A 25,612-nucleotide genomic window follows, 5' to 3' on the forward strand; every position below is an offset into this window, starting at 1 on the left:
GTAGTTACGCTCCGGCCGTCCGGAACACGCGTGTGCCCACTGTCACGGCCAGTCCTGCGAGGGCGAGGGCCATCAGCACCCCGTAGAGCATGTGATCCGTCGCGTACGCCCCGACATAGGCGTCTCGCACCGCGTCCACCAGATAGCGGAACGGCATGAAGTGCGAGAGCACGTCGAGCCAGACCGGGGCCAGGGACATGGGCAGCATCAGTCCGGACAGCAGCATCGACGGCATGGTCATGGCGTTGATCAGCGGCCCGAACTCCTGCGGGGTGTGGACCTTCATCGCCAACGCGTACGACAGCGAGCCGAGCGAGACGGTGAGCAGGGCGACGAACCCGAAGCCGATCAGGATCCCGGCGAGCGGCGCCCGCAGCCCCATCGCCACGGCCGCGACCACCAGCAGCACCGCCTGGAAGACGAACACCGTGGCCTCGCGCAGCACACGGCCCAGCAGGAGCGCGAGGCGGCTGACCGGGGTCACTCGCATCCGCTCGACCACCCCCTGGCCCTGCTCGATGATGATCGAGAACCCCGCGAACGAGGCGCCGAAAAGCCCGAGTTGAAGCAGCAGCCCCGGCACCAGCAGCTGCCAGGAACTGCCCCGCCCGCCGAGCGGCAGGCCCGTCAGCAGCGGTCCGAAGAAGAGGAGATAGAGCAGCGGCATCAGCAGGCCGAAGAGCAGCGCGAAGCGGGAACGCAGGGACTGGCGGAGGTAGCGGCCGTAGATCAGTGCGGTGTCGTGAAGCAGCATCGGGTTCCTATACGGCTACGGGGGCGGCGTCGGCCGGGGAGGGATCGCGGCCGGTGATGGAGAGGAAGGTGTCCTGGAGCGTCGCGTCGATCGAGCCGCCGTACTGCAGCTTCAGCGCGCTCGGCGTGCCCTCCGCCGCCACCACCCCCTTGTCGACGATCACCAGACGGTCGGAGAGGGCGTCGGCCTCGTCCAGGTAATGGGTGGTCAGGAAGACCGTGGTGCCGTGCTCGTCGCGCAGGCCGCGGATCAGGTCCCACAGGTCGGCGCGGCTGCCGGGGTCCAGCCCGGTCGTCGGCTCGTCGAGGAACAGGACCTTCGGGCGGTGGGTGAGGGCCATCGCTATGTCGAGGCGGCGCCGCTGGCCGCCGGAGAGCGCGGACGTCTTGCGGTCGAGGAGCTCGGTGAGGCCTAGGTCGCGGGCCAACTCCTCCGCGCGTGCGATCGCCTGGGGCTTCGGCAGGCGGTAGAGGCGGCCCTGGGTGACCAGTTCCTCCCGCACGCTGATCTGCGCGTCGACCCCGCCGGACTGGGCGACGTAACCGCAGGCCTTCCGTACGCCCGCGGGGTCGGCGGCGAGGTCGTGGCCTGCGACGGTGGCCGCGCCGCCAGTCGGGGCGAGCAGCGTCGTGAGCATGCGCAGGGTGGTGGTCTTGCCGGCCCCGTTCGGCCCGAGGAAGCCGAGGATCTCGCCCTCGCGGACGGTGAGGTCGATACCGCGGACGGCCTCGACGGGGCCGCGTTTGGTCTGGAAGGTGCGGGCCAGTCCGGCCGCGCTGATGACTGCCATGCCCTACAGAAAAACAGGGGATCACCAATTTTGCAATGTCCCCAAGTTTTCAGTGGGCCCAGCGAAAGCTAGGATTCGGACATGGCAGAGGGGCTCAGGGAGCGGAAGAAGCGGCAGACCCGGCAGTACATCTCGGACGTCGCCACCGGGCTGTTCGTCGAGCGCGGCTTCGACGCGGTCACCGTCGCGGAGATCGCCGAGGCCGCGAACGTCTCCGTCAACACCGTCTACAACTACTTCCCGGCGAAAGAGGACCTCTTCTTCGACCGATCCGTCGGCATGGTCGACCGGATGGCCCGCTGGGTCCGGGGCCGGAACAAGGGGGAGTCCGCCGCGGCCGCCGTGCTGCGGGAGCTGCGTGAGGAGGTGGAGGCGGTCTCACCGAGGGTCGGGCTGATCCCGGGGTACGCCACCTTCATGCGCGTCATCGAGAACGCACCCGCCCTTCGCTCCCGGCTGTGGGCGATCGGGCAGGAGGTTCAGGCCAATCTCGAACAGGCTCTGCGCGAGGACACCGGCGCGGGAGACGACGACCCCATGCCGCATCTGATCGCAGGTCAGCTCAGCTGGGTGCACAGCTGTGTGATGGGCGTCATCGGCCGCGAGATGGTCAAGGGGCGCAACCCGGGCGAAGTATCACGAGAGGTGCTGGTCCTCCTCGACGACATCGAGGAGCTGTTGGGCGAGAAGGTGCTCAACTACGCCGTCCGAGGCACGGAATGACCCGCCCCGGTGTGATGTCCGTCAGATGAGACGTGACGCGCATTACTTACCGGTCACACAGCACCTCACGGGCGCTAAGGTCCGCCGAAGAGGCAGACATAAACGGTGTGTAAGGCGTTTCAAAGGGGAGTCGTAAACGTGGCACGGAAGCTCGCCGTCATCGGCGCCGGCTTGATGGGTTCCGGCATCGCCCAGGTCTCCGCCCAGGCGGGCTGGGACGTGGTCCTTCGCGACGTCACCGACGAAGCGCTGAAGCGTGGCACCGACGGCATCAAGGCCTCGTACGACAAGTTCGTCAGCAAGGGGAAGCTGGAGGCGCACGACGCCGACGCCGCCCTCGGCCGCATCACCGCGACCACCGACCTGGACGCCGCCGCCGACGCGGACGTCGTCGTCGAGGCCGTCTTCGAGAAACTGGAAGTCAAGCACGAGATCTTCCGGGCGCTCGACAAGATCGTCCGCCCGGACACCGTGCTCGCCTCCAACACCTCCGCGATCCCGATCACCAAGATCGCGGCGGCCACCGAGCACCCCGAGCGGGTCGTCGGCGTCCACTTCTTCTCGCCGGTGCCGATGATGCAGCTCGTCGAACTCGTCCGCGGCTACAAGACGAGCGACGAAGCCCTCGCCACCGCGCGGGAGTTCGCCGAGTCCGTCGGCAAGACCTGCATCGTCGTCAACCGCGACGTGGCGGGCTTCGTGACGACCCGTCTCATCTCCGCCCTCGTCGTCGAGGCGACCAAGCTCTACGAGTCGGGCGTGGCGAGCGCCGAGGACATCGACCTCGCCTGCAAGCTGGGCTTCGGCCACGCGATGGGACCGCTCGCCACGGCGGACCTGACCGGCGTCGACATCCTGCTGCACGCCACCAGCAACATCTACACCGAGTCGCAGGACGAGAAGTTCGCGCCGCCGGAGCTGATGCGCCGGATGGTTGACGCCGGTGACATCGGGCGCAAGAGCGGGCAGGGCTTCTACACGTACTGACACATCAGTACGTACAGCCACTGAAACCGCACAGGCCCCGCGGGTATCACCCGCGGGGGTGAATTCGGTATCGGTTCGCTTACAGACGGCAACCTGGTCGCCGCTGAAGCAGTCAGACGTTGCACAGCCACCGTCACGGAGTACGTCACCGCACTCTCGGGGAGCGCATATGTACATCAGGGGCGACCACGCCGAGCTGGTCGTCGGGGGCCGCCTCGACGTCCGCAGCGCGGCGGACGCCCGTACGGTCCTGCACTCGGCCGTCGACGACGGAGTCGGCGACCTGGTGCTGGACCTGTCCGAACTGGACTCCTGGGACGCCACCGGACTCGGGGTGATCATGGGCGTCCACCGGCGGGCCGGCCGCTGCGGCCGGCGCCTGGTGCTGCGCGACGTTCCGCCGCAGATGCAGCGTCTGCTGGTGGCCACCCGGCTGCACCGGATCCTGGCGATCGAGGGCGGCATCGGGGTGGAGTCACTGCCCCGCGTGTGACCCGTCAGTGTGATCCTCACGAGACTGTGACGTCTCGCACGGCGCGGTACTCCGGACTGTCGTAGATACTGAGCGAAGGTTTAGGGTTCGGTCGCCCGCTGCCTGACATCCCTGCAAGCGGGTCCGGACCAGAAGCGACAGCGCGGTGTGCAGCAAGGCCGGGAGGGGCTCGAGGCACACACGACGCTTTTGGGGGGCTTGAACCTATGGACCCGAACACGCAGGGACCCGAGGAGTACGGCCATGAAGGCGACGGCAGCGCGCCGCGCCAGCGCCCGCCCAGGGACCCTCTCACACCCGACTTCGGCCAGCACTCGCCCGCACTCGCGCGCACGGTGCAGCTCGTCACGGGCGACTACCTGCTCACCGTCAACCCCGTCGACGGCAGTGAGATAGAGGCCTGCCCGCCGGGCGAGCGCCCGGGGCGGCCCGAGAAGTTCACGGCGGCCGAGCGTGCCGAGGTGAACCGCGCGGCCAAGCCGCCCGTCCCGCCGGGACCGGCCCGGCCCTCGCTGCACCTCCTCGAACGCCAGGACGAGCGCGAGCGGCTGGTCCGGCTGCTGGCCCGCGGCCGTTCCGTGCGCCTCACCGGCCCCGCCGGCTCCGGCCGTACCGCCCTCCTCGACCTGGTCGCCGAGGACTGCACGGACCTGGCCCCCGACGGCGTCGTCCGCCTCAGCGGCTTCCACCGCACGGCGAGCGACCTGCTGTACGACCTCTTCTACGCCGTCTACAACGCGCCCCTGCACCGCCCGGAACGGGACGAACTGCTCGAACTGGTCCGGGAGATCGGGGCGGTCGTCGTCCTCGACGACGTCGAGTTCGGCGGCGCCGGTCTCGACGAGCTGCTGGACGCGACGCCCGAGTGCGCCTTCGTGATCGGCGCCACGCCCGAGGTGCCCGCGCCCTCCGCCGACTCCACCCTCGAAGAGGTCTTCCTCGGCGGTCTCGACCGTGCGGGTGGCGTGGAGCTCATCGAGCGCGCCGTCGGCCGGGTGCTGACGGAGGAGGAGGCCAACTGGGCCGGCGACCTCTGGTTCGAGTCCGAGGGCCTGCCGCTGCGCTTCGTCCAGGCCGGTGCCCTGCTGCGCCAGCGCGACCAGCAGCGCGCCGGGACCAGCGCCGTCGAGGCCTTCGGCGTGTTCGAGGACGCGATCCCCGCGGACGCGCCGTTCGACGCCTCGCTCGACACCGAGGACGGCGACGACCTGCCCCTGCCGTCGCTCGGCGAGGCCGCCGCGCCCGCGCCGCTGCTGGCCTCGCGGCTCAGTGCCTCGGCGCGCGCCACGCTGCGGTTCGCCGTCGCGCTCGGCGGCGAGGTGCCGCACCAGGCACATCTGCCCGCGCTGGTCGGCGACACCCATGCGGACGCCGCCCTCGGCGAACTGGCCTCCTGCGGACTGGTCTCCGCGGTCGGCTCCCGCTACCGGCTCGCCGCCGGGGTCCTCACCCAACTCGAGGCCGCCGGATACGGCGACGACATCGAGGCGCAGGCCCTGGCCGCCGCCCAGCACTACACCTGGTGGGCGGGGCACCCCTCGGTCACCCCGGAGCGGGTGTGCGCCGAGGCCGACGCCCTGCTCGCCGCGCTCGGCGTCCTGGTGCCGGGCACGACCGCGCCGGCCGAGGACGAGGAGAGCATCACCGTCCGGCTGGCCCGCACGGCGGCGCCCGCGTTCGCCGCAGGCCTGCACTGGAGCGCCTGGGAGCGGGCGCTGCGGTCCGGGGCCGAGGCCTCCCGGCTCGCCGGCGAGGTGTCCGAACAGGCCTACTTCCACCACGAGTTGGGCATCCTCGCGCTCTGCGGCGGACAGCTCGACCGGGCCCGCGCCGAGCTGGAGTCCTCCATCGGGCTGCGCGGCGCGCTCGCCGACAAGCGCGGCACGGTCGCGGGCCGGCGCGCCCTCGCCCTGGTCTCCGACCGCTCCGGCACCACGCCGGGCCTCGGCTCGACGGCGGGCGAGGAGGTCCCGGACGCACGCTACGAGGAGTCCCAGTCGCCGCCCGGCGGAGTGCCGGCCGCGTTCCTGGCGAGCCCGCCGCCTTCGTCCGGCGAAACCTCGACCATCGTCGTCAACCGGGCCATGTCCGGTCCCCCGGCCAAGAGCCACCGCGGCGGCATCCGCGGCCTCGCCCGGCGCAACCTCGTCGCGGCCGGCGCGGGCGCACTGCTCGCCGCCGTGCTCGGCACCGTCGTGACACTCGGCGCCACGTCCAACAACGACGCCAACAACCCCTCCGACAACGTCGGCGTCAACCCGTCCGCCAGCCAGGGCACCGACGACGGCAGCCTGGGCGCCGACACGCCGAAGAAGGACTCCGGCAACGGCGACACGGGCACCGCGACCAGCCGCCCGACGGACCCGGGGCCCGACGGTACGTACGGCACCTCGGACGACCCGACGCCGCCGTCGAGCACGGCTCAGCCGTCGGACAAGCCGAGCGGTACGAAGGGATCGGGGGGCGGTTCGTCGAGCTCGCCTTCGCATACGGCGACTTCGAAGCCACCGTCGTCGAGCCCGACGACCAAGCCGCCGACGACGCCTCCGTCGTCCACGCCTCCGTCGTCTCCCTCCCCGACGCCCACGCCGACCTCGGCGCCGCCGTCGTCCCCGACGACATCCACGTCGGCCAGCGGCCCGGCCTCCAGCGCCCCGGCGTCCAGCGCCCCGGCGTCGACCACCAGTTCGGCGAGTGCACCGCAGAGCAGCAGCTCCACCCCGGTGATGTGACGCCCTGAGTACACAAGAGGGCCGGGTCCGTCTCCACGGACCCGGCCCTCTTCGTCGTAGCAATGGAGCCGAAGGCTAGAACAACCGCAGCTTGTCGTCCTCGATGCCCCTGAGGGCGTCGTAGTCCAGCACCGCGCAGCCGATTCCGCGGTCCGTGGCGAGGACGCGGGCCTGCGGCTTGATCTCCTGGGCCGCGAAGATGCCGCGGACCGGGGCGAGATGGGGATCGCGGTTCAGCAGCTCGAGGTAGCGGGTGAGCTGCTCGACGCCGTCGATCTCGCCGCGCCGCTTGATCTCGACCGCGACGGTCTGCCCCTCGGCGTCCCGGCACAGGATGTCGACCGGGCCGATGGCCGTCATGTACTCGCGGCGGATGAGCGTGTAGCCGTCGCCGAGCGTCTCGATGCGGTCCGCGAGGAGCTCCTGAAGGTGTGCTTCCACGCCGTCTTTGATCAGGCCCGGATCCACGCCCAGTTCGTGCGAGGAGTCGTGGAGGATCTCCTCCATCGTGATGATGAGCTTCTCGCCCGCCTTGTTGACGACGGTCCAGACGCCCTCGTCGTCGCCCGCGCCCTCCTTCAGGGTGCAGGGCGGGGACATCCAGTTCAGGGGCTTGTAGGCGCGGTCGTCCGCGTGGATGGAGACGCTGCCGTCGGCCTTCACCAGGATCAGGCGGGGCGCCGAGGGGAGATGGGCAGTGAGCCGGCCCGCGTAGTCCACGGAGCATCGGGCAATGACGAGACGCATGGTCGGCAACGCTACTCGACGGATGATGGTCGACGCGATTCGCCCTCCCGTCTCCCACCACCACCCTCGAACGAGGCACTGCGGGCCGCCCTTGTTGTCCTGGAAGACCCGAGACAACCCCTGTTCATTCGTGGCTGATTGTGTGCCCAAAGAGGGTTCTCCATGTACGCATTTTCCTGGTGCGGTCACCGTCCGTTGCTTACCGTAGAAACGGGAGGTCGCGAGACGAGTACTCAGCGTGTTCGGTATCGCGAACTCCCTCATCTGTCCGGCAACCCCTGTCGACCACGGGGGTGCGAGAGGAGAACCCATGTCGCTCGACGTCTCACCGGCCCTACTCGAGAAGGCCGAGCGAGGCGAGGTCGACGAAGCAGAATTCGTCGACTGCGTCCGGACCTCCCTGCCTTACGCATGGGAGATGATCAGCTCCCTGGTGGCCCAGCTGAAGGTCGACGGTGGCAACTTCGCCGACAACCAGACGCCTCCGCCGGACGAGCAGGCACGCGGACAGCTGCTGCGTGCGCTCGCGAGTGACGCGATACGCGGCGCGCTGCAAAGGCACTTCGGTGTCCGGCTGGCCTTCCAGAACTGCCACCGGGTGGCGGTGTTCCCATGGGACGCCTCGGTCGACGAGACGCTGGCCCGCTTCACCTCGGTCCGCAGTCAGCTGCTCAACCAGTCCCCGGAGTTCCGGGACTGCTGAGGAGCATGCCGCTTGCTTGCCGCTCCGTACGCGGGAGGTGCATTCAGTACTGGGGCGGCAAGCTCCGCAGCCGGGCAGGCCCGTTCAACCGAGGTGCGGGAGCACCTCGGCGCCCAGCCGCCGTACGTTCTCCTCGGTGGCCGCCAGGTCTCCCGAGCCCTCCACGAGCAGGGCGAAGCGGGAGATGCCGGTCCGCTCGCTGGTCGCCGCGAGCCGGTCGGCGCACAGGCGCGGGGTGCCCACCGGGTGCAGTCCGCAGAGCAGTTCGGTGTACGCCAGCGGATCGCGCATCTGCCGGGTGCGGCCGTCCACCGTGACATGTGCCTCCAGGCCCTGCTTCAGCCAGCCCGGCATCGCCTTCGTCAGCGCCTCCACGGCGTCCGTACGCCGGTCCGCGATCTGGCAGACGCCGGCCGAGACATGGGCCGCGCCCAGGACCGCCTCCGCGGAGTGCCCGGCGGCGCGTGCGAGCTGCCGCCACAGGGCGACCATCTCGGCCTTCTCCTCGTCACCCACATGCATGCCCAGCAGCATCGGCAGTCCGCGCTCGGCGGCCTGCCGCACACTCGACGGCGAGGTGCACGCGACGACCACCTCCGGGCCCGCCACCTCCGACAGGGACTCCGACGGCCTTGGTACGACGGGAACTTCACGGAAACCGAAGCGCTCGCCCTCGGCCCCGACCGACGGCTCGCGCAGCCAGCGCAGCAGCAGATCGAGTGATTCGGGGAAGCCCTCCTCGTATGCCTTGATGCCGGAGCCGAAGACCTCCAGGTCGACCCACGGTCCGCCGCGCCCGACGCCCAGCGAGAAACGCCCGCCGGAGGTGAGGTGCAGCAACGCGGCCTGCTCGCCGACCGCCACCGGGTGGGCGGTGGGCAGCACGGTGACCGCCGTACCGACCCGGAGCCTGCGGGTCCGGCCGAGGAGTAACGCCGCCAGGGTGATCGCCGACGGGCAGGTCCCGTACGGAACGAAGTGGTGCTCGGCCAGCCAGACCGAGTCGAGGCCCGCTTCCTCGGCGACCTCGGCCGAGCGGACCGCGCGGTGCAGCGCCTCCCCCTGGCCCTGCCCCGGGAACTGGGCCGCCAATACGAAACTTCCAACGCGCATTGCTTTTCCTGCTTCCTTGGCTCCGACGCGGAGCTCCCCCACCCGCATAACCGTCTGACACGTGCCGAGGACACGGCCTGGCAAAGAGATTTGCGGATTGTCTGCAGAATGGGGGGTCGCGGCGGGGACGGGGGCCGGCCGGTGGTCTACGCGTACCCCGGTCCGTGCCCCGTAGGCTGGACACGGCCCGTGCTTCCTGTATAGCCCCGTGAGGTGTCCCGTGTCTCCGCGTCGCAACCGACCCAAGGGTGCCGATCCGTCGGGCACGTCCGGCCGGAGCGGCGAGGACGACCGACCCGGCCGGTACGGCGGCTGGCAGTCCACCGAGAGCTGGCAGGGGGAGGAGTGGAGCGTGCGGCACGTGGCGGGTGCCAGCGCGCAGGGCAAGACGTACCGCTGCCCCGGCTGCGACCAGATGATCCCCTCCGGTGTCCCGCACGTGGTGGCCTGGCCCGAGCACTCGGGCGTCGACGAGCGCCGCCACTGGCACAAGGCGTGCTGGAACGCGAAGGACCGCCGCACCACGCGGGTGCAGCGGTCCCGTAACGCGCCGAAGTTCTGAAGCTCGCTTACACGTCGCGCTGCTGCAGCAGCGCGACCGCGCCGGCGAACGCGGCGGCCGTCACGCCGAGGGCGATCCACACCGGGTCCCAGCCGGTCGGGCCGGTGTCGCTCAGGGTGTTGGTGTAGAACGCGCTGAGCTGGTTCGGGATCGAGTAGTCGAACAGGGCCTGGCGCACGTCCTCCAGGGCCTGCGAGAACATGAACAGCGCGATCACCAGCGGCGCCAGCACCAGGGCGATCATGATGGTGATGGCGCCCGCCGAATGCCGGATGATCGAGCCGACGAGCAGCGAGAGCAGTCCGAGCAGCGCTATGTAGAGCGAGATGCCGAAGGTGCCCTTCAGCCACTCGCCGCCGGACGGGTCCTTGGCGCCCTTCAGCATGGCGACGTCCACGACGGCGACGAAGAGCACCGCGGTGAACGTGACGGTGAACGCCACCGCGAAGAACACGATGGCCTTCGCCGCCAGCACGCGCGCGCGTGACGGGCACGCGGTCATCGTGGTGCGGATCATGCCGGTGCCGTACTCCGAAGCGGTGGTCAGCACGCCGAGCGTGATGATGCACATGCTGCCGAGGAGCAGCCCGAACACGCCGAAGGACAACGGGTTCTGGCCCTTGAGGCTTTCCTCGCCCTGATTGGCGGCGACCAGCACGGCGACCAGCAGCCCGATCCCGACGACGAGCAGCAGGAACACGCCCAGCGTCCACATCGTGGAGCGCACCGATCTGATCTTCGTCCACTCCGAGGAGATCGCGTGCCCCAGGTGGGTGCGCACGACGGGGATCGGCGAGGTGTAGGTCGGGTACGGAGAACCGTGCGCCGCCGCCTGCCAGTCGGGTGCGGCGGCCTGCGGCATCGGGGGCTGCGGGGTGCTCATCGGGCGTCCTCGGGCTTGGTCAGGTCGGCGGGGGCGGCGGAGGCGGGGGGCTGGGGCGGCGCGGCCGGCGCCTGGGGCGCCGGCTGGGCGTACGGGTTGGGCTGACCCGCGCTCGGGGCGCCCGGAGCGCCGTACGGGCCCGTCGGCGGCTGCCCGGCGCCGTACGGGCCCGGCCCTCCCTGCGGCATGGCGAAGGGCTGCCCGCCCTCCTGGGGCGACGGCGGGGCGTACCAGTCGGGCTGGCCCTGCCCGGGCACCGGCATCGGCGGCTGCACCCCGGGCGGCAGCGGCTGCTGCAGCCCCGCCTTCTGGTCGATGGTCGAGCGGTAGTCGACGGCGCCCTGCGTCATCCGCATGTACGCCTCCTCCAGGGAGGCCTGGTGCGGCGACAGCTCCCACAGGCGTACGTCGGCGTCGTGCGCGATGTCACTGATGCGGGGGAGCGGCAGTCCCGTGATCCTCAGGGCGCCGTCCTGCTCGGGCAGCACGTGCCCGCCCGCCTCGGTGAGCGCGGAGGTCAGCTTCTCGCGCAGCTGCGGCTCGGTGTCCGGCGTACGCACGCGCGCGAAGTCGGCGGAGTTCGCCGAGATGAAGTCCTTGACGCTCATGTCGGCCAGCAGCTGTCCGCGTCCGATCACGATGAGGTGGTCGGCGGTCAGCGCCATCTCGCTCATCAGGTGGGACGAGACGAAGACCGTACGGCCCTCTGCCGCGAGCGCCTTCATGAGGTTGCGCACCCAGAGGATGCCCTCGGGGTCGAGGCCGTTGACCGGCTCGTCGAACAGCAGCACCTGGGGGTCACCGAGCAGTGCGGCGGCGATGCCGAGCCGCTGCCCCATGCCGAGCGAGAAGCCCTTGGAGCGCTTCCTGGCCACCTCCTGGAGGCCGACCACGCCCAGCACCTCGTCGACCCGGCGGGCCGGGATGCCGGACAGCTGGGCCAGGCACAGCAGATGGCTGCGGGCCGACCGGCCGCCGTGCACGGCCTTGGCGTCGAGCAGGGCGCCCACCTGGCGGGGGGCGTTGGGCAGCTTCGGGTACGGGTAGCCGCCGATCGTCACCTGCCCCGCGGTGGGGTTGTCCAGGCCGAGGATCATGCGCATCGTCGTCGACTTGCCGGAGCCGTTCGGGCCCAGGAAGCCGGTGACGGCACCCGGCCGCACCTGGAAGGAAAGGTTGTACACGGCGGTCTTGTCGCCGTAGCGCTTGGTCAGGCCTACAGCCTCGATCATGCTCCGCACCCATCGAAAGGTTCAGGACAGCGGGGCACACGCCCCCGTAAGGGTTAGGAGGATATCGAGGAGCTGACGGTTCCGCTCAAATGAAAGTAAAGCAGCGTGACTCCGCTTCCCGGCGGGGAGCCACATGCGGGCAGAGCGCTAGGCGTCCCGCTTCTTCAGCAGCACATAGCCGCCCGCGAGGGCCGCGACCACCCACAGCACCATGATCCCGAGACCGCCCCAGGGCCCGTACGGGGTGTCCTCGCCGATCCGCGGCACCACCTGCATGATCTTGCTGCCGGCCTGGTCCGGCAGGAACCGGCCGATCTTCTTCGTCGCGTCGACATTGCCCAGGATGTTGGAGATCAGGAAGAAGAACGGCATCAGGATGCCCAGCGACAGCATCGGCGAGCGGAGCATCGTGGCGACGCCCATCGAGAACACCGCGATGAGGGTCATGTAGATGCCGCCCCCGATCACGGCGCGCAGCACGTGCGGGTCGCCGATCGAGGCGCGGTGCGCGCCGAGCATCGCCTGTCCGAGGAAGAAGGTGACGACGCTGGTCGCCATGGCGACGAGGAACGCGAGGCCGGTCGCCACGGCGATCTTGCTGAACAGGAAGGTGCCGCGCTGCGGTACGGCGGCCAGCGAGGTGCGGATCATGCCGGTGCTGTACTCGTTCGAGACGACGAGCACCCCGAACACGATCATCGCGAGCTGACCGAGGCTCATGCCCGCGAAACTGATGAAGGTCGGGTCGAAGGTCAGCCGGTCCTGCCGGCTCATCCTGTCGAACTGGTGGCTGGACAGCGCAGAGATCAGCATGCCGAGAGCGATGGTGACGACCACCGCGAGGGAGAGCGTCCACACCGTGGACGCCACCGACCGGATCTTGGTCCACTCGGACCGTACGACCTGCATCGCCGCCATGCTCATCTCCTGTTCCAGTCCTCGCCCCAGTGCTGCCGCTGCGGGTGGTACGCCTCGGGGGGCGTCTCGAAGCGCCTCTCCGGGGGAGGGTCGGCGTGCGCGTGGTACTCCACCGCCCCGGCGGTCAGCTGCATGAACGCCTCCTCCAGGGAGGCCTGCTGGGGGCTGAGCTCGTGCAGCACGATCTGGTGCTGCGCGGCCAGCTCGCCGATCTGCTCGGCCTTGCCGCCGTCCACCTCCAGCGCCCCGCTGCCGGACTCGATGACGGTGACGCCCTCCTCGTGCAGCACGTCGAGCAGCCGTTCACGCTGCGGGGAGCGGATCCGGATGTACGAGCGGGAGTTCCGCTCGATGAAGTCGGCCATGGAGGTGTCGGCGAGCAGCCGCCCCTGTCCGATGACCACGAGATGGTCGGCGGTCAGCGCCATCTCGCTCATCAGGTGGGACGAGACGAAGACCGTGCGTCCCTGGGCGGCCAGGGACTTCATCAGATTGCGGATCCAGTGGATGCCCTCGGGGTCGAGGCCGTTGACCGGCTCGTCGAACATCAGGATCTGTGGGTCGCCGAGCAGCGCACCCGCGATCCCGAGCCGCTGCCCCATCCCCAGCGAGAACCCCTTGGCCTTCTTTCTGGCGACCGCCGTGAGGCCCACCGTGTCGAGGACCTCGGCCACCCGCCGTCTCGGGATGCCGTTGCTCTGCGCGAGACACAGCAGATGATTGAAGGCGCTGCGGCCGCCGTGCACGGCCTTGGCGTCCAGCAGGGCGCCGATGTACCTCAGCGGGTCCTTCAGGTGGTCGTAGTGCCTGCCGTCGATCCGGACGTCCCCCGCGGTGGGCCGGTCGAGCCCCAGCATCATCCGCATGGTCGTCGACTTGCCGGCCCCGTTCGGCCCGAGGAACCCGGTCACCATGCCGGGTCTGACGGTGAAGGTGAGGTTGTTGACCGCCAGTTTCTCGCCGTAGCGCTTGGTCAGGCCCTCGAGCTCGATCATGAAGTCACGCTAAGACCGGGGTTCGGGGGCTGCCACTTGAGCGGGCTCGGGGCTCGTCCTCCGGCGCCGCAGGAGCCGCCGAGCTGCTGGCGGACACGGGTCGTGGTGCGGGACGGGCGCGGCGGGCAGGTCCCGGAAGGCGCCGACCGGCAGGGCCGGCACGTGGGAAACACGCCAGGGCCCGCACCCTCGGGGGAGATGGTGCGGGCCCTGGCTGCCGTCAGGCGGTGTTACCGGGTCTGCTGCGCCGGAACCCCACGGGAGATCGGCTCGTCCTCGGCCGGCGAACCGGCGGCGGCCACCGCGGCGCCCGTGAGCGTCGCGAGCATCTCGCGGACGTTCGTCAGCTGGGCGTTGATGCTGTCGCGGCGGTTGGTGAGGGCGGCCAGCTCGCGCTCCGATTCCGAACGGATCCGGTCGGCCTTGGCGTTCGCGTCGGCCACGATGTCCTCGGCCTGGCGCTGAGCGGTCTCCACCGTCTGGCGGGCGCGGCGCTCGGCGTCGGTGCGCAGCTTCTCGGCCTCCAGGCGGAGCTGCTCCGCGCGGTGCTCGATCTCCGCGAGGCGCTTCTCGGCCTTGGCCTGACGGGACGCCAGGTCACGCTCGGACTGCTCGCGGCGCTTGGCGAGGTTCGTCTCGAAGTCGGCGGCGGCCTGCGCGGCCTTGGCGCGGGTCTCCTCGAAGAGGGCGTCGGCCTCCTCGCGCTTCGACTGCGCGTCCTTCTGCGCCTCGGAACGCAGCTGCGAGGCGTCACTCTTGGCCTTCTCGACGATCCGGACGCCCTCGTCCTCGGCCTTGGCCTTGCGCTCCGCAGCGAACGATTCTGCGTCGTTGCGCACCTGCTGGGCCGCCGACTCCGCCAGCTCGCGGTGCTGCTCGGCCGCGCGACGGGCCTCCTCGCGCAGATCCTTGGCCTCTTCCTCGGCGAGGCGGAGGATCTTCTCGACACGCGCGCCGAGACCGGCGTACGACGGCTCCGCGTCGGTTACCTGGGCCTGGGCGTTCTGCGTCTCGAGGTGGAGCTCCTCGATGCGCTTTTCCAGAGCGGTGATGCGGGCGAGAGCGCTGTCACGGTCGGAGACGAGCTTGGAGATTCGTTCGTCCACCTGAGCGCGGTCGTACCCACGCCGCACAAGCTCGAAGCCGTAGGGGGAAGTGTCGCTCATGGGGTTCCTGTCAAATGAGACCGGTGAGGTGATAGGGGGAATCCTAGGGGCCGAAGCGGTGTGTCATCGAGCGGATACGTGTTTGATCTGGAGAATGAGACCCCTTTTGGGTGGCTAACCCTCGGACCACTTGCCAAAAATTTGGTCAAAGGCCCCAGACGGCGCAGCATTTGACCCTGTCGATCAACTGTCCGACGGCTTACCCGAACGGGGGGCGCCGACCGTGGCGCCCGCCTTGACGCCACCGTCCTTGCCCGCACCCGGAGCCTCGAAAGACTCCAACGCCTCCAGGACGTCCTGGACACGGGAGATCTCGGCGTTGATGTCCTCGCGCCGGCGCACCAGGATCTCCAGCTCGCGCTTGCCCTCCTCGACCGTGCGCTTGGCCTCGCGGATCGCCTCGGCCTTGAGCTCCTCGGCCTCCCTGACGAGCGCCGACTTCTTCTGCTCGGCCTCCTTCAGCAGGCCCTCGGCCTTCTTCACGGCGGCGATACGGACCTTGCCCGCCTCGGAGTTCGCCTCCGAGACCAGCTCCTTGGCCTTCGCCTGCGCCTTGGCCAGCTGCTCCTCGGCGGCCTTGATGAGCGCGTCGCAGCGGTCGCCGGTGGACTTCATCGTCTCGGCGGCCTCGCGGCGGGCCCGCTCGTGCAGCGCCTCGATCTCACCGGTGATGCGGTCGCGCAGCTCCTCGGCGCGCTCTCGGATCTGGGTGGCGTCCCGGCGGGCGCCGACGAGCAGTTCGTCCGCGTCCGTACGGGCCTTCTCCACCCGCGTGTTGCCCTCGACCGTCGCCTCCGAGACCAGCCGCTCGGCCTCCTTGCGGGCCGCGCCGACCATGGTGTCGGCCTGCGCCTCGGCGTCGGCGGTGGTCTTGTGGGCCTGCTGCTGCGCCTCGGAGAGCAGCTTGTCGGCCTCGGCCGTGGTCTCCGTGATGAGGGTGTCGACCTGCTCGGCCACGTCCTGGCGCCGCTTGTTGGCGTCCTTGCGCGCCTCGTCGAGGGTCCGCTCGGCCTCCTCGCGCGCGGCGTTGACCAGCCGCTCGGCCTCCGCCGCAGCCTCCGCCTTGACCCGCTCCGACTCGCTGCGGATCCGCTCGGCGTGCTGCTGCGCCGCCCCGACCGTGTCGGCGGCCTCGGCGCGCAGCCGCTCCGCGTCCCCGGTGGCGTCCCCGATGAGCTTCTCCGCCTTGGCGACCGCCTCGACCCGCACCCGCTCGGCCTCGGCGACCGTCTCGGTGCGCAGCTGGTCGGTGTCCCGGACCGTCTCGGTGGTGAGCCGCTCGGCCTCCGCGCGCGCCTCGGTGATGAGGGCGTCCGCCTGCGCCGCCGCGTCCGAACGGATGCGGTTGGCGTCCTCGCGGGCGTCCGCCCGGGTGCGCGCCGCCGCCTGGTCGGCCTCGGCGATCGCGTCCGAGGCCTCCGTGCGCACCCGCTGCGCGTACTCGGCCGCGTCCGAACGCAGCCGCTCCGACTCCGCGATCGCCTCCGCGACCGTGCGCTCGGCAAGCGACTTGGCGGCGTCGGTCTCCTCGTTCGCCTCGCGCCGGATGCGGGCCGCGTCCTCGCTCGCCCGCTCCCGCTCGGCATAGGCGTCGGAGCGGACCCGGTCCGCCTCCTCCTGCGCCTCGCGCCGGGTACGGTCCGCCGCGTGCTCGGCGGCGCTGCGCAGCCCGGTGATCTCCTCCTGGGCCTGCTCGTGCAGCCCGGCCACCGAGTCCCGTACCTGCTGGGCGTGCTGCTCGGCGCCCGACACCATCTCGTTCGCGCGCCGGTCGGCCTCCTCGACCAGCCGTACGGCCTCGGTCTGCGCCTCCTCCACGCGCTTGCGCGCCGAGGCGAGCAGCTCCTCGCTCTGCTCGCGCGCCCGCTCGCGCTCCTGGTCGGCCTCGGTGCGCGCGGCGCCGAGGGTCTCCTCGGCCTCGCGGCGGCGCCGGTTGGCCTCCTCCTGCGCGGCGGCCAGCGTCTCGGAGGCCTCGGTGCCGAGCCGCTCGGCGGCGGCCAGCGCCTCCGCCCGCACCCGGTCGGCGCTCTCCTGCGCCTCCGACTTCAGCCGCTCCGCCTCCGCGGCCGCCTCGGACCGCAGGCGTACGGCGATGGCCTCGCCCTCGGCCCGGGAGGCGGACGCGTCCGACGCGGCCTCGTTGCGCAGCCGGTCGGCCTCCGCCTCGGCCTGCGCCTGCAGGGTGCGGATGCGCTCGGCGGCCTCGGCGCGCAGCCGCTCGCTCTCCTCGGCGGCCTCGCGGCGGATCCGCGACGCCTCCTCGCGGGCCTCGGTCAGTGCCTGCTCGGCGGCGGCGAGGCGCTCCTCGGCCTCCGTGTGCAGCCGCGTCAGCTCCTCGGCGGCCTCCGCCCGGCGGGCCTCCATGGCCCGCTCGGTCTCCTCCTGGAGCTCCCGGGCGGCCCGCTCGGCCTCCGCCTTGATGCCCTCGGACTGCTCGACGACCTCCTCGCGGTGCCGCTCGGCCTCCTGACGGGTGCGCTGGAGGGTCTCCTCGGCCTGCCGGCGCAGCGTGGTGGCGCGCTCGATGGCCTCCGTACGGACCTTCTCGCTGTCCGCGGTGGCCTTCTGGCGCAGCTCGTCCGCGTCCTGCCGGGACTTGGCGAGCAGCTCCTCGGCGGTCTTGGCCGCCTCCTCGATCTGTTGGACGGCCTCCTTGCGGGCCTCCGCGCGGATCTTCTCGCCCTCGGCGACCGCGTCGGCACGCAGCTGCTCGGCCTCGCCGCGCAGCCGGCGCGCCTCCTCCTGCAGCTCGACCGTCTTGGCGCGGTACTCCTTGGTGTCGTCCTTGGCCGCGCCCTTGAGCTGCTCGGCCAGGTCGTGCGCCTCGGCGCGCAGCCGGTCCGCCTCGGCCTCGGCCTCCGAGCGGATCCGCTCGGCCTCCTCGGCCGCGGCCTTGGTGGTGTTCTTCGCGTCCTCCTGCGCCCTGTTGAGGACGTCCTCGGCCGTCTTGGCCGCCTTGGACAGCTGGGTCGCGCTCTCCTCGGCCGTGATCGTGCGGGCCTTCTCGGAGGCCTCGGCGACGATCCGCTCCGCCTCGGAACGGGCGTCCGCGACGACCTGCTCGGCGTCCGACCTGGTGGCCTCGGCCTCCTTGGTGGCCTCCTCGACCAGCCGGGCGACCTGCTCCTTCGCCGTACGGGTGCGCTGCTCGTTCGTCGACTCGGCGCTGGCGAGGGCCTTCTCGGCCGCCGCGGTGGCCTCGGTGACCAGCTTGTCGGCCTCGGCCTGCGCCTTGCGGAGCGCCTCCTCGGCCTCCGCCATGCGCTGCTCGGCGGCCCGGCTCAGCTCCTGCGCCTGGCGGCGGGCGGAGTCCGACTCGGTGGCCGAGGAGCTGCGCAGCTGCTCGGCGTGGTCGGTGGCCTCCTGGGCCTGCGTGGACGCGGCGTTCAGCAGCCGCTCGGCGTCCGCACGCGCCCGGCGCAGCAGCTGGTCCGCCTCCGCGCGGGCCTCCTCGGCCTCGCTCTGCAGCCGCTGCCTGGCCTCGCTCGCGACCCGCTCGGCCTCCGCGCGGGCGGCGGCCAGGGCCTGCTCGGCCTCGGCGCGGGACTCGTCGAGCAGCCGGCGCGCCTGGGACTCGGTACGGGCGCGCAGCTGCTCCGCCCAGGCCACGTTCTCGTTGACGTGCGACTCGACGGTCTGCCGGCGCTCCGCCAGCTCCTGGTCCAGCTGCTGGCGGCGGGTGACCGCCTCCTGGTGCAGCTCGGCCTGGAGCCGGGCGGCCTGCTCCGCGTGCTCCTGGAGGATGCGCTGGGTCTGGGCACGGGCCTGGCTGAGCTCGCGCTCGGCGTCCAGACGCAGCTGGTCGGCCTGGATCTGGGCGTTCCGCAGCAGCTGCTCGGCCTGGTAGCCGATGTCACCGCCGTCGAAGGAGGGCCGGGACATGATGGTGCGGCGCGCCTCGTGCAGCTTGGCGCGCAGCACCTCGACCTGGTAGCCGAGGTCCTCGGCGTGCTGGATCGCCTTTTCCCGCTCGGTCTTCAGCCGCTCCATCTCGGCCTCGAACCGAGAGAGGTGGTCGACGTCAGCCGCCGGCTCTCGCTCCTGGCGTTCGTAGCCCCGCACTGCGCGGTCCCATCCGTCCCCTGGTCGCAAGTCTGGCCAAACGAGCTCCGTCCATCCGCCGAACGGGGCCCCCGGGGAATGGTGTCAGATCATCGGCGGAGCATGGGCTGCTGCCCCGACGCTCGACCCCCGAAACACGGTCCCCGGCGTGCGGTCACCCCCCACAGAGACGGCGACCGCCCCCAACCCTACCGGCCCATATGTACGGGGGTCAGTGCTCAGGTGACTCAACAGGCGCGGAAGTGACCAGTTCTGTCAGAACGCCGTGGCAGTCCTTCGGGTGCAGGAACGTGATTCGTGACCCCATGGAGCCGCGCCGGGGCTCTTCGTACAGAACGCGTACGCCCTTTTCCTTGATGTCGGCCGCGTCGGCGTCCACATCCGCCGTACCGAAAGCGATGTGGTGGACACCCTCGCCGTTCTTGTCGAGCCATTTGGCGACGGTCGAGTCCGGTCGCGTCGGCTCCAGAAGCTGCAGGTAGGAGGCACCGCCGTCGGACGTGTCGTTGATCTTGAGCATGGCCTCGCGGACGCCCTGCTCCTCGTTGACCTCGGAGTGGAACACCTCGAAGCCGTATGTGGCCCGGTAGAACTCGACGGTCTTGTCGAGATCGAAACAGGCGATTCCGATGTGGTCGATTCGCGTCAGCATGGTGTTAGTGCAGCGCTCCTGGAATGGTTACGCAACGTGCCAGCGATCACACCGACTGCCGGGTGACGGCACGGAGTGCCACTCAGTACATTCGAAGTAAACCCTCGTTCACTCCTCGGCAGTGCAGCCGGAAGGGGATCGCAGCTCATGTCTGGATCGAACAGCACCACCTCGGTGATCGTCGCGGGGGCACGTACGCCCATGGGACGCTTGCTGGGCTCGCTCAAGTCCTTCTCCGGAGCCGACCTCGGCGGCTTCGCGATCAAGGCCGCCCTCGACCGTGCGGGGATCGGCGGCGACCAGGTGCAGTACGTGATCATGGGTCAGGTGCTGCAGGCCGGGGCGGGGCAGATCCCGGCACGCCAGGCCGCCGTCAAGGCCGGCATCCCGATGAACGTCCCGGCACTGACCGTCAACAAGGTGTGTCTGTCCGGCCTCGACGCCATCGCGCTCGCCGACCAGCTGATCCGCGCCGGCGAGTTCGACGTGATCGTCGCGGGCGGCCAGGAGTCCATGACGAACGCGCCCCACCTGCTGCCGAAGTCCCGCGAGGGCTTCAAGTACGGCGCCATCGAGATGCTCGACGCCATGGCGTACGACGGCCTGACCGACGCCTTCGAGAACATCGCCATGGGCGAGTCGACGGAGAAGCACAACACGCGCCTGGGCATCCAGCGCCCCGAGCAGGACGAGATCGCCGCCCTGTCCCACCAGCGGGCGGCCGCCGCCCAGAAGAACGGCATCTTCGAGGCCGAGATCACCCCGGTGGAGATCCCGCAGCGCAAGGGCGAGCCGGTCCTCTTCAGCAAGGACGAGGGCATCCGCGGCGACACGACGGCGGAGTCCCTGGGCAAGCTGCGTCCGGCGTTCACCCGGGACGGCACGATCACGGCCGGTTCCGCCTCGCAGATCTCGGACGGTGCGGCGGCCGTGGTCGTGATGAGCAAGGCCAAGGCGCAGGAGCTGGGCCTGGACTGGATCGCCGAGATCGGCGCCCACGGCAATGTGGCGGGCCCGGACAACTCGCTCCAGTCGCAGCCGTCCAACGCGATCCTGCACGCCCTGAAGAAGGAGGGCCTGGGGGTCGAGGACCTGGACCTGATCGAGATCAACGAGGCCTTCGCCGCCGTGGCCGTGCAGTCAATGAAGGACCTCGGAGTTTCAACGGAAAAGGTGAATGTCAACGGCGGCGCGATTGCCCTGGGCCACCCCATCGGCATGTCCGGCGCCCGGCTCGTCCTGCATCTGGCGCTGGAGCTCAAGCGCCGGGGCGGCGGCGTGGGTGCGGCCGCGCTGTGCGGCGGCGGCGGTCAGGGTGACGCACTGATCGTGCGGGTACCCAAGGCCTGAGTTCTCCTTCGTACGTCGATCTCTGAACGGAGCTGTGATGCAGGACGTCTCCACACTCGTCGCCCAGGCGAGGGAAGGCCGGCCGCGGGCCGTGGCCCGGCTGATCTCCCTGGTGGAGGGGGCGTCCCCGCAGCTGAGGGAGGTCATGGAGGCGCTTGCTCCGCTGACGGGCAATGCGTATGTGGTCGGTCTGACCGGTTCGCCGGGCGTCGGCAAGTCCACCTCGACCTCGGCGCTGGTGACGGCGTACCGCAAGCAGGGCAGACGGGTCGGCGTCCTGGCCGTCGACCCGTCGTCGCCCTTCTCCGGCGGCGCCCTGCTCGGCGACCGGGTGCGGATGTCGGAGCACGCCTCCGACCCCGGCGTCTACATCCGCTCGATGGCGACCCGGGGGCACCTGGGCGGGCTCGCGTGGGCCGCCCCGCAGGCGATCCGGGTGCTGGACGCGGCGGGCTGCGACGTGATCCTGGTCGAGACGGTCGGTGTCGGCCAGTCGGAGGTCGAGATCGCCTCCCAGGCGGACACCTCCGTGGTGCTGCTGGCCCCCGGCATGGGTGACGGCATCCAGGCGGCGAAGGCGGGAATCCTCGAGATCGGTGATGTCTACGTCGTCAACAAGGCCGACCGTGACGGCGCCGACGCCACCGCCCGCGAGCTGAATCACATGCTGGGCCTGGGCGAGTCCCGCGGTCCGGGCGACTGGCGCCCGCCGATCGTCAAGACGGTCGCCGCGCGTGCCGAGGGTGTCGACGAGGTCGTCGAGGCCCTGGAGAAGCACCGCGCATGGATGGAGGAGCGGGGCGTCCTGGCGGAACGCCGCCTGGCCCGCGCCTCCCGCGAGGTCGAGACCATCGCCGTGACGGCTCTGCGCGAACGCATCGGCGACCTGCACGGCGACCGCCGCCTGAGCGCCCTGGCGGAACGGATCGTGGCCGGGAACCTGGACCCCTACCGCGCGGCGGACGAACTGGTGGCGGGGCTGACGCAGGGCTGAGGCGCGCTGTCGCGTGCCCGGCTCCCGGCCCGCGCTGTTGCCTCGATGCGCGGGCCGTGGGCGTGAGCGGGGGGTCGAGGGGGTCGTGCAACGGCAGGCGGGGCCCGGTTCGGGTCCCGCCTGCCGGTTGTGCACTCGGAGCGCCCAGGGGCGCTAGGGGCGTCCCCGCTGCCCGCGCAGGTGCTCCGCGATGGGCTTCAGGGCCTTGTCGAGTTCCGCCATGGCCTCGGGGGACAGCAGATCGATGAAGTGCCTGCGCACGGACGCCACATGGTGCGGGGCGACCTTGTTCATCGTCTCCATGCCGTGCTCCGTGAGGACCGCGTAGAGCCCGCGGCGGTCGGACTCGCAGTTCTCCCGGCGGACCAGGTTCGCGTTCTCCATCCGGGTGATCTGGTGGGAGAGGCGGCTCTTGGACTGGAGGGTGGCGGACGCGAGGTCGCTCATCCGCATCCGTACGTCCTCCGACTCGGAGAGGTTCACCAGGATCTCGTAGTCGTTCATTGTCAGGCCGAACGGCTGCAGGTCCCTCTCGAGCTGGTACGTCAACAGCCTGTTGACCTCCAGGTGGGTGCGCCAGGCGCACTGCTCCGCATCGGTCAGCCAGCGGGTGGCCGTCTCGGTCTCCATGAATGAAGTCTACCTAAAATGTTGAAAGGCGAACTAGTGAGGGTGGTGTGATGTCTGCGCGCACACGTTCGACGTCACACTCCGCAGACTACCGCTCACAGCCCGAAGCGACGCTGGAGGTCTCCCAGCTGTCCGGGAAGGCGCGGTGCGCCGGCTTGCGGTGAAGGGCCCATGTGCGCCCCGCCGCCGGGTACGCCGGGCTCCGGTGGAACCGCCCCCGTGGGCTGCTCGGCCATGAGGGTTTCCGAGGACTGGAGCAGGACCGTGCCGGCTCCCACGAACTCGAACTGGTGCTCCTCCCCGGAGGCCCCGCCGAGGCCCGTCATCGCACGTAGGCCGCCCATCAGGCCCGTCATGTAGCCGTGGTCGTAGTGATGACAGGGCGACGGGCAGTCGGCCCAGCCGACGAGCGCCTGCGGGTCCACCCGGATCGGCGGTTCCATGAACACCACCGGACCGTTAGATGCGGCCACGAACTTTCCGGTTCCGATCAGGGTCAGAAAACCCGGCACAATCGATTGCTTGAGCGCGAGACTTGGCTGAAAAGCGAGCAGATTGCCCGAGCGAATGGTCAGATTGCCGTCCTCGAGGTCGTACGAGTTCACATCGAAGGCCCGGTCGGCGAGGAGCATCTTGCCCGAGCCCTCCGCCACGACCCAGTCGCTCGCGTGCAGTGGCGAATGAAAGGACGTACGGACAAGTCGGTCGAGCCGGCCGTGTCCGATGCCGTTGAACTCCATCGAGCCGTAGTAGGCGATCATCTTCCCCTTCTGCAGGAACCACTGGCTCCCCTTGAGCTCCACGCAGAAGGTGTACTTGTTGACGTTGTCGTCGACCGGCAGCGTCATCGGGTCGAAGACCGTCGGGCCGCCCGGAGTCCCGTACGCGCTCACAGCTTCTCCTCCGAGGCCTGGACGTACACCGCGCCGTTGCCGCTGAGCTCCAGCTGGAAGGCCTCGCCGGAGCCGCGTCCCACCATGTCGCGCCAGCCCAGCGCCGTGGACAGCTTGTTGCGGACGTCGCCGTGGTGCGCGACGTACGCCTGCGGGTCGACGTGCACGGGCCGCTGGGGGGTGATCGGGATCTCGAAGACGCCGCCGTGGGCCATCACGGCCACCGAGCCGTGTCCCTTGAGGGTGGTCGTGAACAGCCCCTGGCCGGTGACCTGGCCGCGGACCATGCCCATGACGCCGCCCTGCGAGCCCATGAACATCGTGCCCTGCTGGAGCGTGCCCTCGAAGGCGAGCAGCCGGTCCGCCTCCACATAGAGGGTGTCGCCGGTGAGGTTGATGACCTGGACGTGATGACCGCCGTGCCCGAACAGGACCGTGCCGCTGCCCTCCACGGACATCAGCGGCGTCGCCTCGTTGGCCACCCGGCGCCCGATCATCGACATGATCCCGCCCTGGCCGCCCTGGATGTTGGGGGTGAAGGACACCTCGCCCTTGTAGGCGAGCATCGCGCCGCGCTGGCTGAACAGCCGCTGGCCGGGCAGCACCGTCGCCTCGACCATCTTGGAGTTGATCTCACGGAAGGGCATGTCACACATCCCCCGCGATCGTGTTCCGCTCGCTCGGCTGTATGTACACCAGCCCGTCCCCCTCGAACCGGATCTGGAAGGCCTCGCCGCCGCCCTCGCCGAAGAACGTGCGGAACGTCACACCGGACTGGAAGGACTGCCGCAGATTCCCCTGGTGCGCGATGTAGGCGCCCGGGTCGACCGTCAGCGGGTACTGCGCGCTCACCCGCAGCACCACCGCCGGGCCGTCCGACATGATCGCCGCCTGGCCGTGGCCCTCGACGGTCGTCGTGAACAGCCCGTTGCCCTGCGAGGCACCGCGCAGCCCGGTGAAGGTCGTGCCGGTCCTGAGGCCGGCGTCGGTCGCGAGCAGATTGCTCGACTCCACATACAGCTTGTCCCCCTGGAGACTCACGAGATTGATCTCGGAGGCCCGGTCCGCGAACCAGCACGTCCCCTGCCCCTTCACCTCCATCACGGTCATCTGCTCACCGGTGAGCCGCCGGGTCACCATGCCCCGGATGCCCTCACCGCCGCCGCTCAGCTTCTTGAAGGCCATCTGCCCGTCGTACGCGACCATCGAGCCGTTCTTCGCCTTCACGGCGTCCCCGGTCATGTCGACGGCGAGCACCTTGCTGCCTTGGAGTCGAAACATCGCCACGCTGCGAAAGGTAGCCGCACGGCGGGTGCAGCGCACAGGGCCCGGGGGTGGAGAAGCACCCTGAGCGCACCCCTAGGGGAACGGTTTGTCACAATGGGTGGACGCTTGTGCGTGCGTTCACAAATCGGCAAGCAGCCGTCGCAACTCCCGAAGGTGACCCGTGGACCTCAAGACAGCCTCCGCCATCCGCCGCCTCCGACTGATCTCCGTGCCGGAGGGTGTGTCCTGGATCATTCTCTTCACCTGCACGGTCATCAAGTACACGATCAACCCCGACGTCGACGTCGCCCGTGTGCTCGGCCCGATCCATGGCGTGCTGTTCATCATCTACGTGCTCTTCTGGGCCGACGCCTGGAACCGCACCAAGTGGGACAAGGGCAAGGCCGCCCTCTACTTCGCCTACTCGATCATCCCGGGCGGGGGCTTCATCATCGAGCGCGCGCTGCGCCGCGCCGCCGAGGACGAGGTCATCGCGGCTCGCGCGCGCAAGGAAAAGGAAGGAATCGTGAACGCATGATCGTCGCCTTCTCCGTCACACCGCTGGGCGTCGGCGACGAGGTGGGGGAGTACGTCGCCGACGCCGTCCGCGTCGTACGCGAGTCCGGCCTGCCCAACCGCACCGACGCGATGTTCACGAGCATCGAGGGCGAGTGGGACGAAGTGATGGACGTCGTCAAGCGCGCCGTCGCCGCCGTCGAGCAGCGGGCGCCGCGCGTGTCCCTGGTCCTCAAGGCGGACATCCGGCCCGGAGTGACCGACGGTCTCACCGCCAAGGTGGAGACGGTGGAGCGCTACCTCGCCGACTAGGACGCCGGGGCTGCCACCAGGCCGGCCCGGCGGACGAACTGCTCATGGTGGGGCGGGAGATGCGGCCGCCCCACCCGCCTGGACGCCTCCAGGTCGCCCCGCCCCCGAAACTCCAGTTTGGTAGGGGGTGATCGGTACT

25 protein-coding genes are annotated in these 25,612 nt (G+C 70.4%); 10 read left to right on the forward strand and 15 right to left on the reverse strand.

Annotated elements, in window-relative coordinates; genetic code table 11:
- Nucleotides 1-4: 4 nt before the first annotated feature.
- Both ACWC1K_RS23320 and ACWC1K_RS23325 read right to left on the reverse strand, forming a co-directional pair.
- The gene (locus ACWC1K_RS23320) at nucleotides 5-754 is read right to left on the reverse strand and encodes an ABC transporter permease (RefSeq protein ID WP_450833898.1); all 750 of its coding nucleotides are present in this window, start codon (nucleotides 752-754) and stop codon (nucleotides 5-7) included.
- A gap of 7 nt (nucleotides 755-761) precedes the next feature.
- A complete protein-coding gene (locus tag ACWC1K_RS23325) occupies nucleotides 762-1,544 on the reverse strand; it encodes an ABC transporter ATP-binding protein (protein WP_450833900.1) in 783 nt (260 codons plus the stop codon).
- Between the two features lie 81 nt (nucleotides 1,545-1,625).
- Between ACWC1K_RS23325 and ACWC1K_RS23330 the strand changes: the two genes are divergently transcribed.
- The 4 genes from ACWC1K_RS23330 (at nucleotide 1,626) to ACWC1K_RS23345 (ending at nucleotide 6,479) form a co-directional block, all read left to right on the forward strand.
- On the forward strand, nucleotides 1,626-2,267 hold the full coding sequence (locus tag ACWC1K_RS23330) for a TetR/AcrR family transcriptional regulator (RefSeq protein ID WP_450833902.1): 642 nt from the start codon (nucleotides 1,626-1,628) through the stop codon (nucleotides 2,265-2,267).
- A 138-nt stretch (nucleotides 2,268-2,405) separates the two neighbouring features.
- A complete protein-coding gene (locus tag ACWC1K_RS23335) occupies nucleotides 2,406-3,254 on the forward strand; it encodes a 3-hydroxyacyl-CoA dehydrogenase family protein (protein WP_030928606.1) in 849 nt (282 codons plus the stop codon).
- A 169-nt stretch (nucleotides 3,255-3,423) separates the two neighbouring features.
- The gene (locus tag ACWC1K_RS23340; protein WP_030928603.1) at nucleotides 3,424-3,747 is read left to right on the forward strand and encodes an STAS domain-containing protein; all 324 of its coding nucleotides are present in this window, start codon (nucleotides 3,424-3,426) and stop codon (nucleotides 3,745-3,747) included.
- A 206-nt stretch (nucleotides 3,748-3,953) separates the two neighbouring features.
- Nucleotides 3,954-6,479 (forward strand): ATP-binding protein, encoded by a 2,526-nt coding sequence (locus ACWC1K_RS23345; RefSeq protein WP_450833904.1) that lies wholly within the window; start codon nucleotides 3,954-3,956, stop codon nucleotides 6,477-6,479.
- A gap of 75 nt (nucleotides 6,480-6,554) precedes the next feature.
- On the opposite strand, the gene nucS is transcribed toward ACWC1K_RS23345, so the two are convergent.
- Nucleotides 6,555-7,226, reverse strand: a complete 672-nt coding sequence (gene nucS / locus ACWC1K_RS23350) for an endonuclease NucS (protein WP_450833906.1) — start codon at nucleotides 7,224-7,226, stop codon at nucleotides 6,555-6,557.
- A 310-nt stretch (nucleotides 7,227-7,536) separates the two neighbouring features.
- Between nucS and ACWC1K_RS23355 the strand changes: the two genes are divergently transcribed.
- A complete protein-coding gene (locus ACWC1K_RS23355; protein WP_450833908.1) occupies nucleotides 7,537-7,929 on the forward strand; it encodes an SCO5389 family protein in 393 nt (130 codons plus the stop codon).
- 84 nt (nucleotides 7,930-8,013) lie between these two features.
- Here the strand turns inward: ACWC1K_RS23355 and ACWC1K_RS23360 are convergent, their stop codons facing one another.
- Nucleotides 8,014-9,042, reverse strand: coding sequence for an LLM class flavin-dependent oxidoreductase (locus ACWC1K_RS23360; RefSeq protein ID WP_450833910.1), 1,029 nt, complete (start codon nucleotides 9,040-9,042; stop codon nucleotides 8,014-8,016).
- A gap of 220 nt (nucleotides 9,043-9,262) precedes the next feature.
- On the opposite strand from ACWC1K_RS23360, the gene ACWC1K_RS23365 reads away from it, so the two are divergent.
- Complete coding sequence (locus ACWC1K_RS23365; protein WP_351474251.1) at nucleotides 9,263-9,604, forward strand: ATP/GTP-binding protein; 342 nt, start codon at nucleotides 9,263-9,265, stop codon at nucleotides 9,602-9,604.
- A gap of 7 nt (nucleotides 9,605-9,611) precedes the next feature.
- Here the strand turns inward: ACWC1K_RS23365 and ACWC1K_RS23370 are convergent, their stop codons facing one another.
- The 7 genes from ACWC1K_RS23370 to mce form a co-directional block, all read right to left on the reverse strand.
- On the reverse strand, nucleotides 9,612-10,487 hold the full coding sequence (locus ACWC1K_RS23370; RefSeq protein WP_450833912.1) for an ABC transporter permease: 876 nt from the start codon (nucleotides 10,485-10,487) through the stop codon (nucleotides 9,612-9,614).
- Nucleotides 10,484-11,719, reverse strand: a complete 1,236-nt coding sequence (locus tag ACWC1K_RS23375; RefSeq protein WP_450833914.1) for an ATP-binding cassette domain-containing protein — start codon at nucleotides 11,717-11,719, stop codon at nucleotides 10,484-10,486. The genes ACWC1K_RS23370 and ACWC1K_RS23375 overlap by 4 nt, the downstream gene beginning before the upstream one ends.
- Before the next feature lie 147 nt (nucleotides 11,720-11,866).
- Nucleotides 11,867-12,643 (reverse strand): ABC transporter permease, encoded by a 777-nt coding sequence (locus ACWC1K_RS23380; RefSeq protein ID WP_450833916.1) that lies wholly within the window; start codon nucleotides 12,641-12,643, stop codon nucleotides 11,867-11,869.
- Nucleotides 12,640-13,632 carry an ABC transporter ATP-binding protein gene (locus ACWC1K_RS23385; RefSeq protein ID WP_450833918.1) on the reverse strand — a complete coding sequence of 331 codons (993 nt, stop codon included), beginning with the start codon at nucleotides 13,630-13,632 and terminating at the stop codon, nucleotides 12,640-12,642. The genes ACWC1K_RS23380 and ACWC1K_RS23385 overlap by 4 nt, the downstream gene beginning before the upstream one ends.
- Nucleotides 13,633-13,862: 230 nt before the next feature.
- Nucleotides 13,863-14,798 carry a coiled-coil domain-containing protein gene (locus ACWC1K_RS23390; RefSeq protein ID WP_030950047.1) on the reverse strand — a complete coding sequence of 312 codons (936 nt, stop codon included), beginning with the start codon at nucleotides 14,796-14,798 and terminating at the stop codon, nucleotides 13,863-13,865.
- Nucleotides 14,799-14,981: 183 nt separating this feature from the next.
- Nucleotides 14,982-18,860: a polarized growth protein Scy gene (gene scy / locus ACWC1K_RS23395; RefSeq protein WP_450833920.1), complete on the reverse strand. Its 3,879-nt coding sequence runs from the start codon at nucleotides 18,858-18,860 to the stop codon at nucleotides 14,982-14,984.
- 211 nt (nucleotides 18,861-19,071) lie between these two features.
- A complete protein-coding gene (gene mce / locus ACWC1K_RS23400) occupies nucleotides 19,072-19,512 on the reverse strand; it encodes a methylmalonyl-CoA epimerase (RefSeq protein ID WP_099931336.1) in 441 nt (146 codons plus the stop codon).
- A gap of 147 nt (nucleotides 19,513-19,659) precedes the next feature.
- On the opposite strand from mce, the gene ACWC1K_RS23405 reads away from it, so the two are divergent.
- Together ACWC1K_RS23405 and meaB are read left to right on the forward strand one after the other, a co-directional pair.
- Complete coding sequence (locus ACWC1K_RS23405; protein WP_365839541.1) at nucleotides 19,660-20,862, forward strand: acetyl-CoA C-acetyltransferase; 1,203 nt, start codon at nucleotides 19,660-19,662, stop codon at nucleotides 20,860-20,862.
- A gap of 37 nt (nucleotides 20,863-20,899) precedes the next feature.
- Nucleotides 20,900-21,856, forward strand: coding sequence for a methylmalonyl Co-A mutase-associated GTPase MeaB (gene meaB, locus ACWC1K_RS23410; protein WP_351474232.1), 957 nt, complete (start codon nucleotides 20,900-20,902; stop codon nucleotides 21,854-21,856).
- 153 nt (nucleotides 21,857-22,009) lie between these two features.
- Here meaB and ACWC1K_RS23415 read toward each other — a convergent pair whose 3' ends face one another.
- The 4 genes from ACWC1K_RS23415 to ACWC1K_RS23430 form a co-directional block, all read right to left on the reverse strand.
- Nucleotides 22,010-22,486, reverse strand: coding sequence for a MarR family winged helix-turn-helix transcriptional regulator (locus ACWC1K_RS23415; protein ID WP_450833922.1), 477 nt, complete (start codon nucleotides 22,484-22,486; stop codon nucleotides 22,010-22,012).
- A 95-nt stretch (nucleotides 22,487-22,581) separates the two neighbouring features.
- Entirely contained in the window at nucleotides 22,582-23,379 is a 798-nt protein-coding gene (locus ACWC1K_RS23420) for an AIM24 family protein (protein ID WP_450833923.1), read from the reverse strand.
- On the reverse strand, nucleotides 23,376-24,026 hold the full coding sequence (locus ACWC1K_RS23425; protein WP_099931341.1) for an AIM24 family protein: 651 nt from the start codon (nucleotides 24,024-24,026) through the stop codon (nucleotides 23,376-23,378). The genes ACWC1K_RS23420 and ACWC1K_RS23425 overlap by 4 nt, the downstream gene beginning before the upstream one ends.
- A gap of 1 nt (nucleotide 24,027) precedes the next feature.
- Nucleotides 24,028-24,660, reverse strand: a complete 633-nt coding sequence (locus ACWC1K_RS23430) for an AIM24 family protein (protein WP_450833978.1) — start codon at nucleotides 24,658-24,660, stop codon at nucleotides 24,028-24,030.
- Nucleotides 24,661-24,826: 166 nt separating this feature from the next.
- Between ACWC1K_RS23430 and ACWC1K_RS23435 the strand changes: the two genes are divergently transcribed.
- Complete coding sequence (locus ACWC1K_RS23435; protein ID WP_450833925.1) at nucleotides 24,827-25,183, forward strand: DUF3817 domain-containing protein; 357 nt, start codon at nucleotides 24,827-24,829, stop codon at nucleotides 25,181-25,183.
- Nucleotides 25,180-25,473, forward strand: coding sequence for an MTH1187 family thiamine-binding protein (locus ACWC1K_RS23440; RefSeq protein WP_450833926.1), 294 nt, complete (start codon nucleotides 25,180-25,182; stop codon nucleotides 25,471-25,473). The genes ACWC1K_RS23435 and ACWC1K_RS23440 overlap by 4 nt, the downstream gene beginning before the upstream one ends.
- Nucleotides 25,474-25,612 lie beyond the last annotated feature (139 nt).

It is taken from the genome of Streptomyces sp. NPDC001492 (assembly GCF_053597275.1).

What these genes read in the sequence shown, in the direction of transcription:
- ACWC1K_RS23320 (WP_450833898.1), bottom strand. Translation starts at nt 754, where the DNA reads ATGCTGCTTCACGACACCGCACTGATCTACGGCCGCTACCTCCGCCAG.
- ACWC1K_RS23340 (WP_030928603.1), top strand. Translation starts at nt 3,424, where the DNA reads ATGTACATCAGGGGCGACCACGCCGAGCTGGTCGTCGGGGGCCGCCTC.
- ACWC1K_RS23360 (WP_450833910.1), bottom strand. Translation starts at nt 9,042, where the DNA reads ATGCGCGTTGGAAGTTTCGTATTGGCGGCCCAGTTCCCGGGGCAGGGC.
- ACWC1K_RS23330 (WP_450833902.1), top strand. Translation starts at nt 1,626, where the DNA reads ATGGCAGAGGGGCTCAGGGAGCGGAAGAAGCGGCAGACCCGGCAGTAC.
- ACWC1K_RS23415 (WP_450833922.1), bottom strand. Translation starts at nt 22,486, where the DNA reads ATGGAGACCGAGACGGCCACCCGCTGGCTGACCGATGCGGAGCAGTGC.
- ACWC1K_RS23440 (WP_450833926.1), top strand. Translation starts at nt 25,180, where the DNA reads ATGATCGTCGCCTTCTCCGTCACACCGCTGGGCGTCGGCGACGAGGTG.
- ACWC1K_RS23355 (WP_450833908.1), top strand. Translation starts at nt 7,537, where the DNA reads ATGTCGCTCGACGTCTCACCGGCCCTACTCGAGAAGGCCGAGCGAGGC.
- ACWC1K_RS23375 (WP_450833914.1), bottom strand. Translation starts at nt 11,719, where the DNA reads ATGATCGAGGCTGTAGGCCTGACCAAGCGCTACGGCGACAAGACCGCC.
- ACWC1K_RS23390 (WP_030950047.1), bottom strand. Translation starts at nt 14,798, where the DNA reads ATGAGCGACACTTCCCCCTACGGCTTCGAGCTTGTGCGGCGTGGGTAC.
- nucS (WP_450833906.1), bottom strand. Translation starts at nt 7,226, where the DNA reads ATGCGTCTCGTCATTGCCCGATGCTCCGTGGACTACGCGGGCCGGCTC.
- ACWC1K_RS23380 (WP_450833916.1), bottom strand. Translation starts at nt 12,643, where the DNA reads ATGAGCATGGCGGCGATGCAGGTCGTACGGTCCGAGTGGACCAAGATC.
- ACWC1K_RS23425 (WP_099931341.1), bottom strand. Translation starts at nt 24,026, where the DNA reads ATGCCCTTCCGTGAGATCAACTCCAAGATGGTCGAGGCGACGGTGCTG.
- mce (WP_099931336.1), bottom strand. Translation starts at nt 19,512, where the DNA reads ATGCTGACGCGAATCGACCACATCGGAATCGCCTGTTTCGATCTCGAC.
- ACWC1K_RS23345 (WP_450833904.1), top strand. Translation starts at nt 3,954, where the DNA reads ATGGACCCGAACACGCAGGGACCCGAGGAGTACGGCCATGAAGGCGAC.
- ACWC1K_RS23370 (WP_450833912.1), bottom strand. Translation starts at nt 10,487, where the DNA reads ATGAGCACCCCGCAGCCCCCGATGCCGCAGGCCGCCGCACCCGACTGG.
- ACWC1K_RS23430 (WP_450833978.1), bottom strand. Translation starts at nt 24,660, where the DNA reads ATGTTTCGACTCCAAGGCAGCAAGGTGCTCGCCGTCGACATGACCGGG.
- ACWC1K_RS23325 (WP_450833900.1), bottom strand. Translation starts at nt 1,544, where the DNA reads ATGGCAGTCATCAGCGCGGCCGGACTGGCCCGCACCTTCCAGACCAAA.
- ACWC1K_RS23405 (WP_365839541.1), top strand. Translation starts at nt 19,660, where the DNA reads ATGTCTGGATCGAACAGCACCACCTCGGTGATCGTCGCGGGGGCACGT.
- ACWC1K_RS23385 (WP_450833918.1), bottom strand. Translation starts at nt 13,632, where the DNA reads ATGATCGAGCTCGAGGGCCTGACCAAGCGCTACGGCGAGAAACTGGCG.
- meaB (WP_351474232.1), top strand. Translation starts at nt 20,900, where the DNA reads ATGCAGGACGTCTCCACACTCGTCGCCCAGGCGAGGGAAGGCCGGCCG.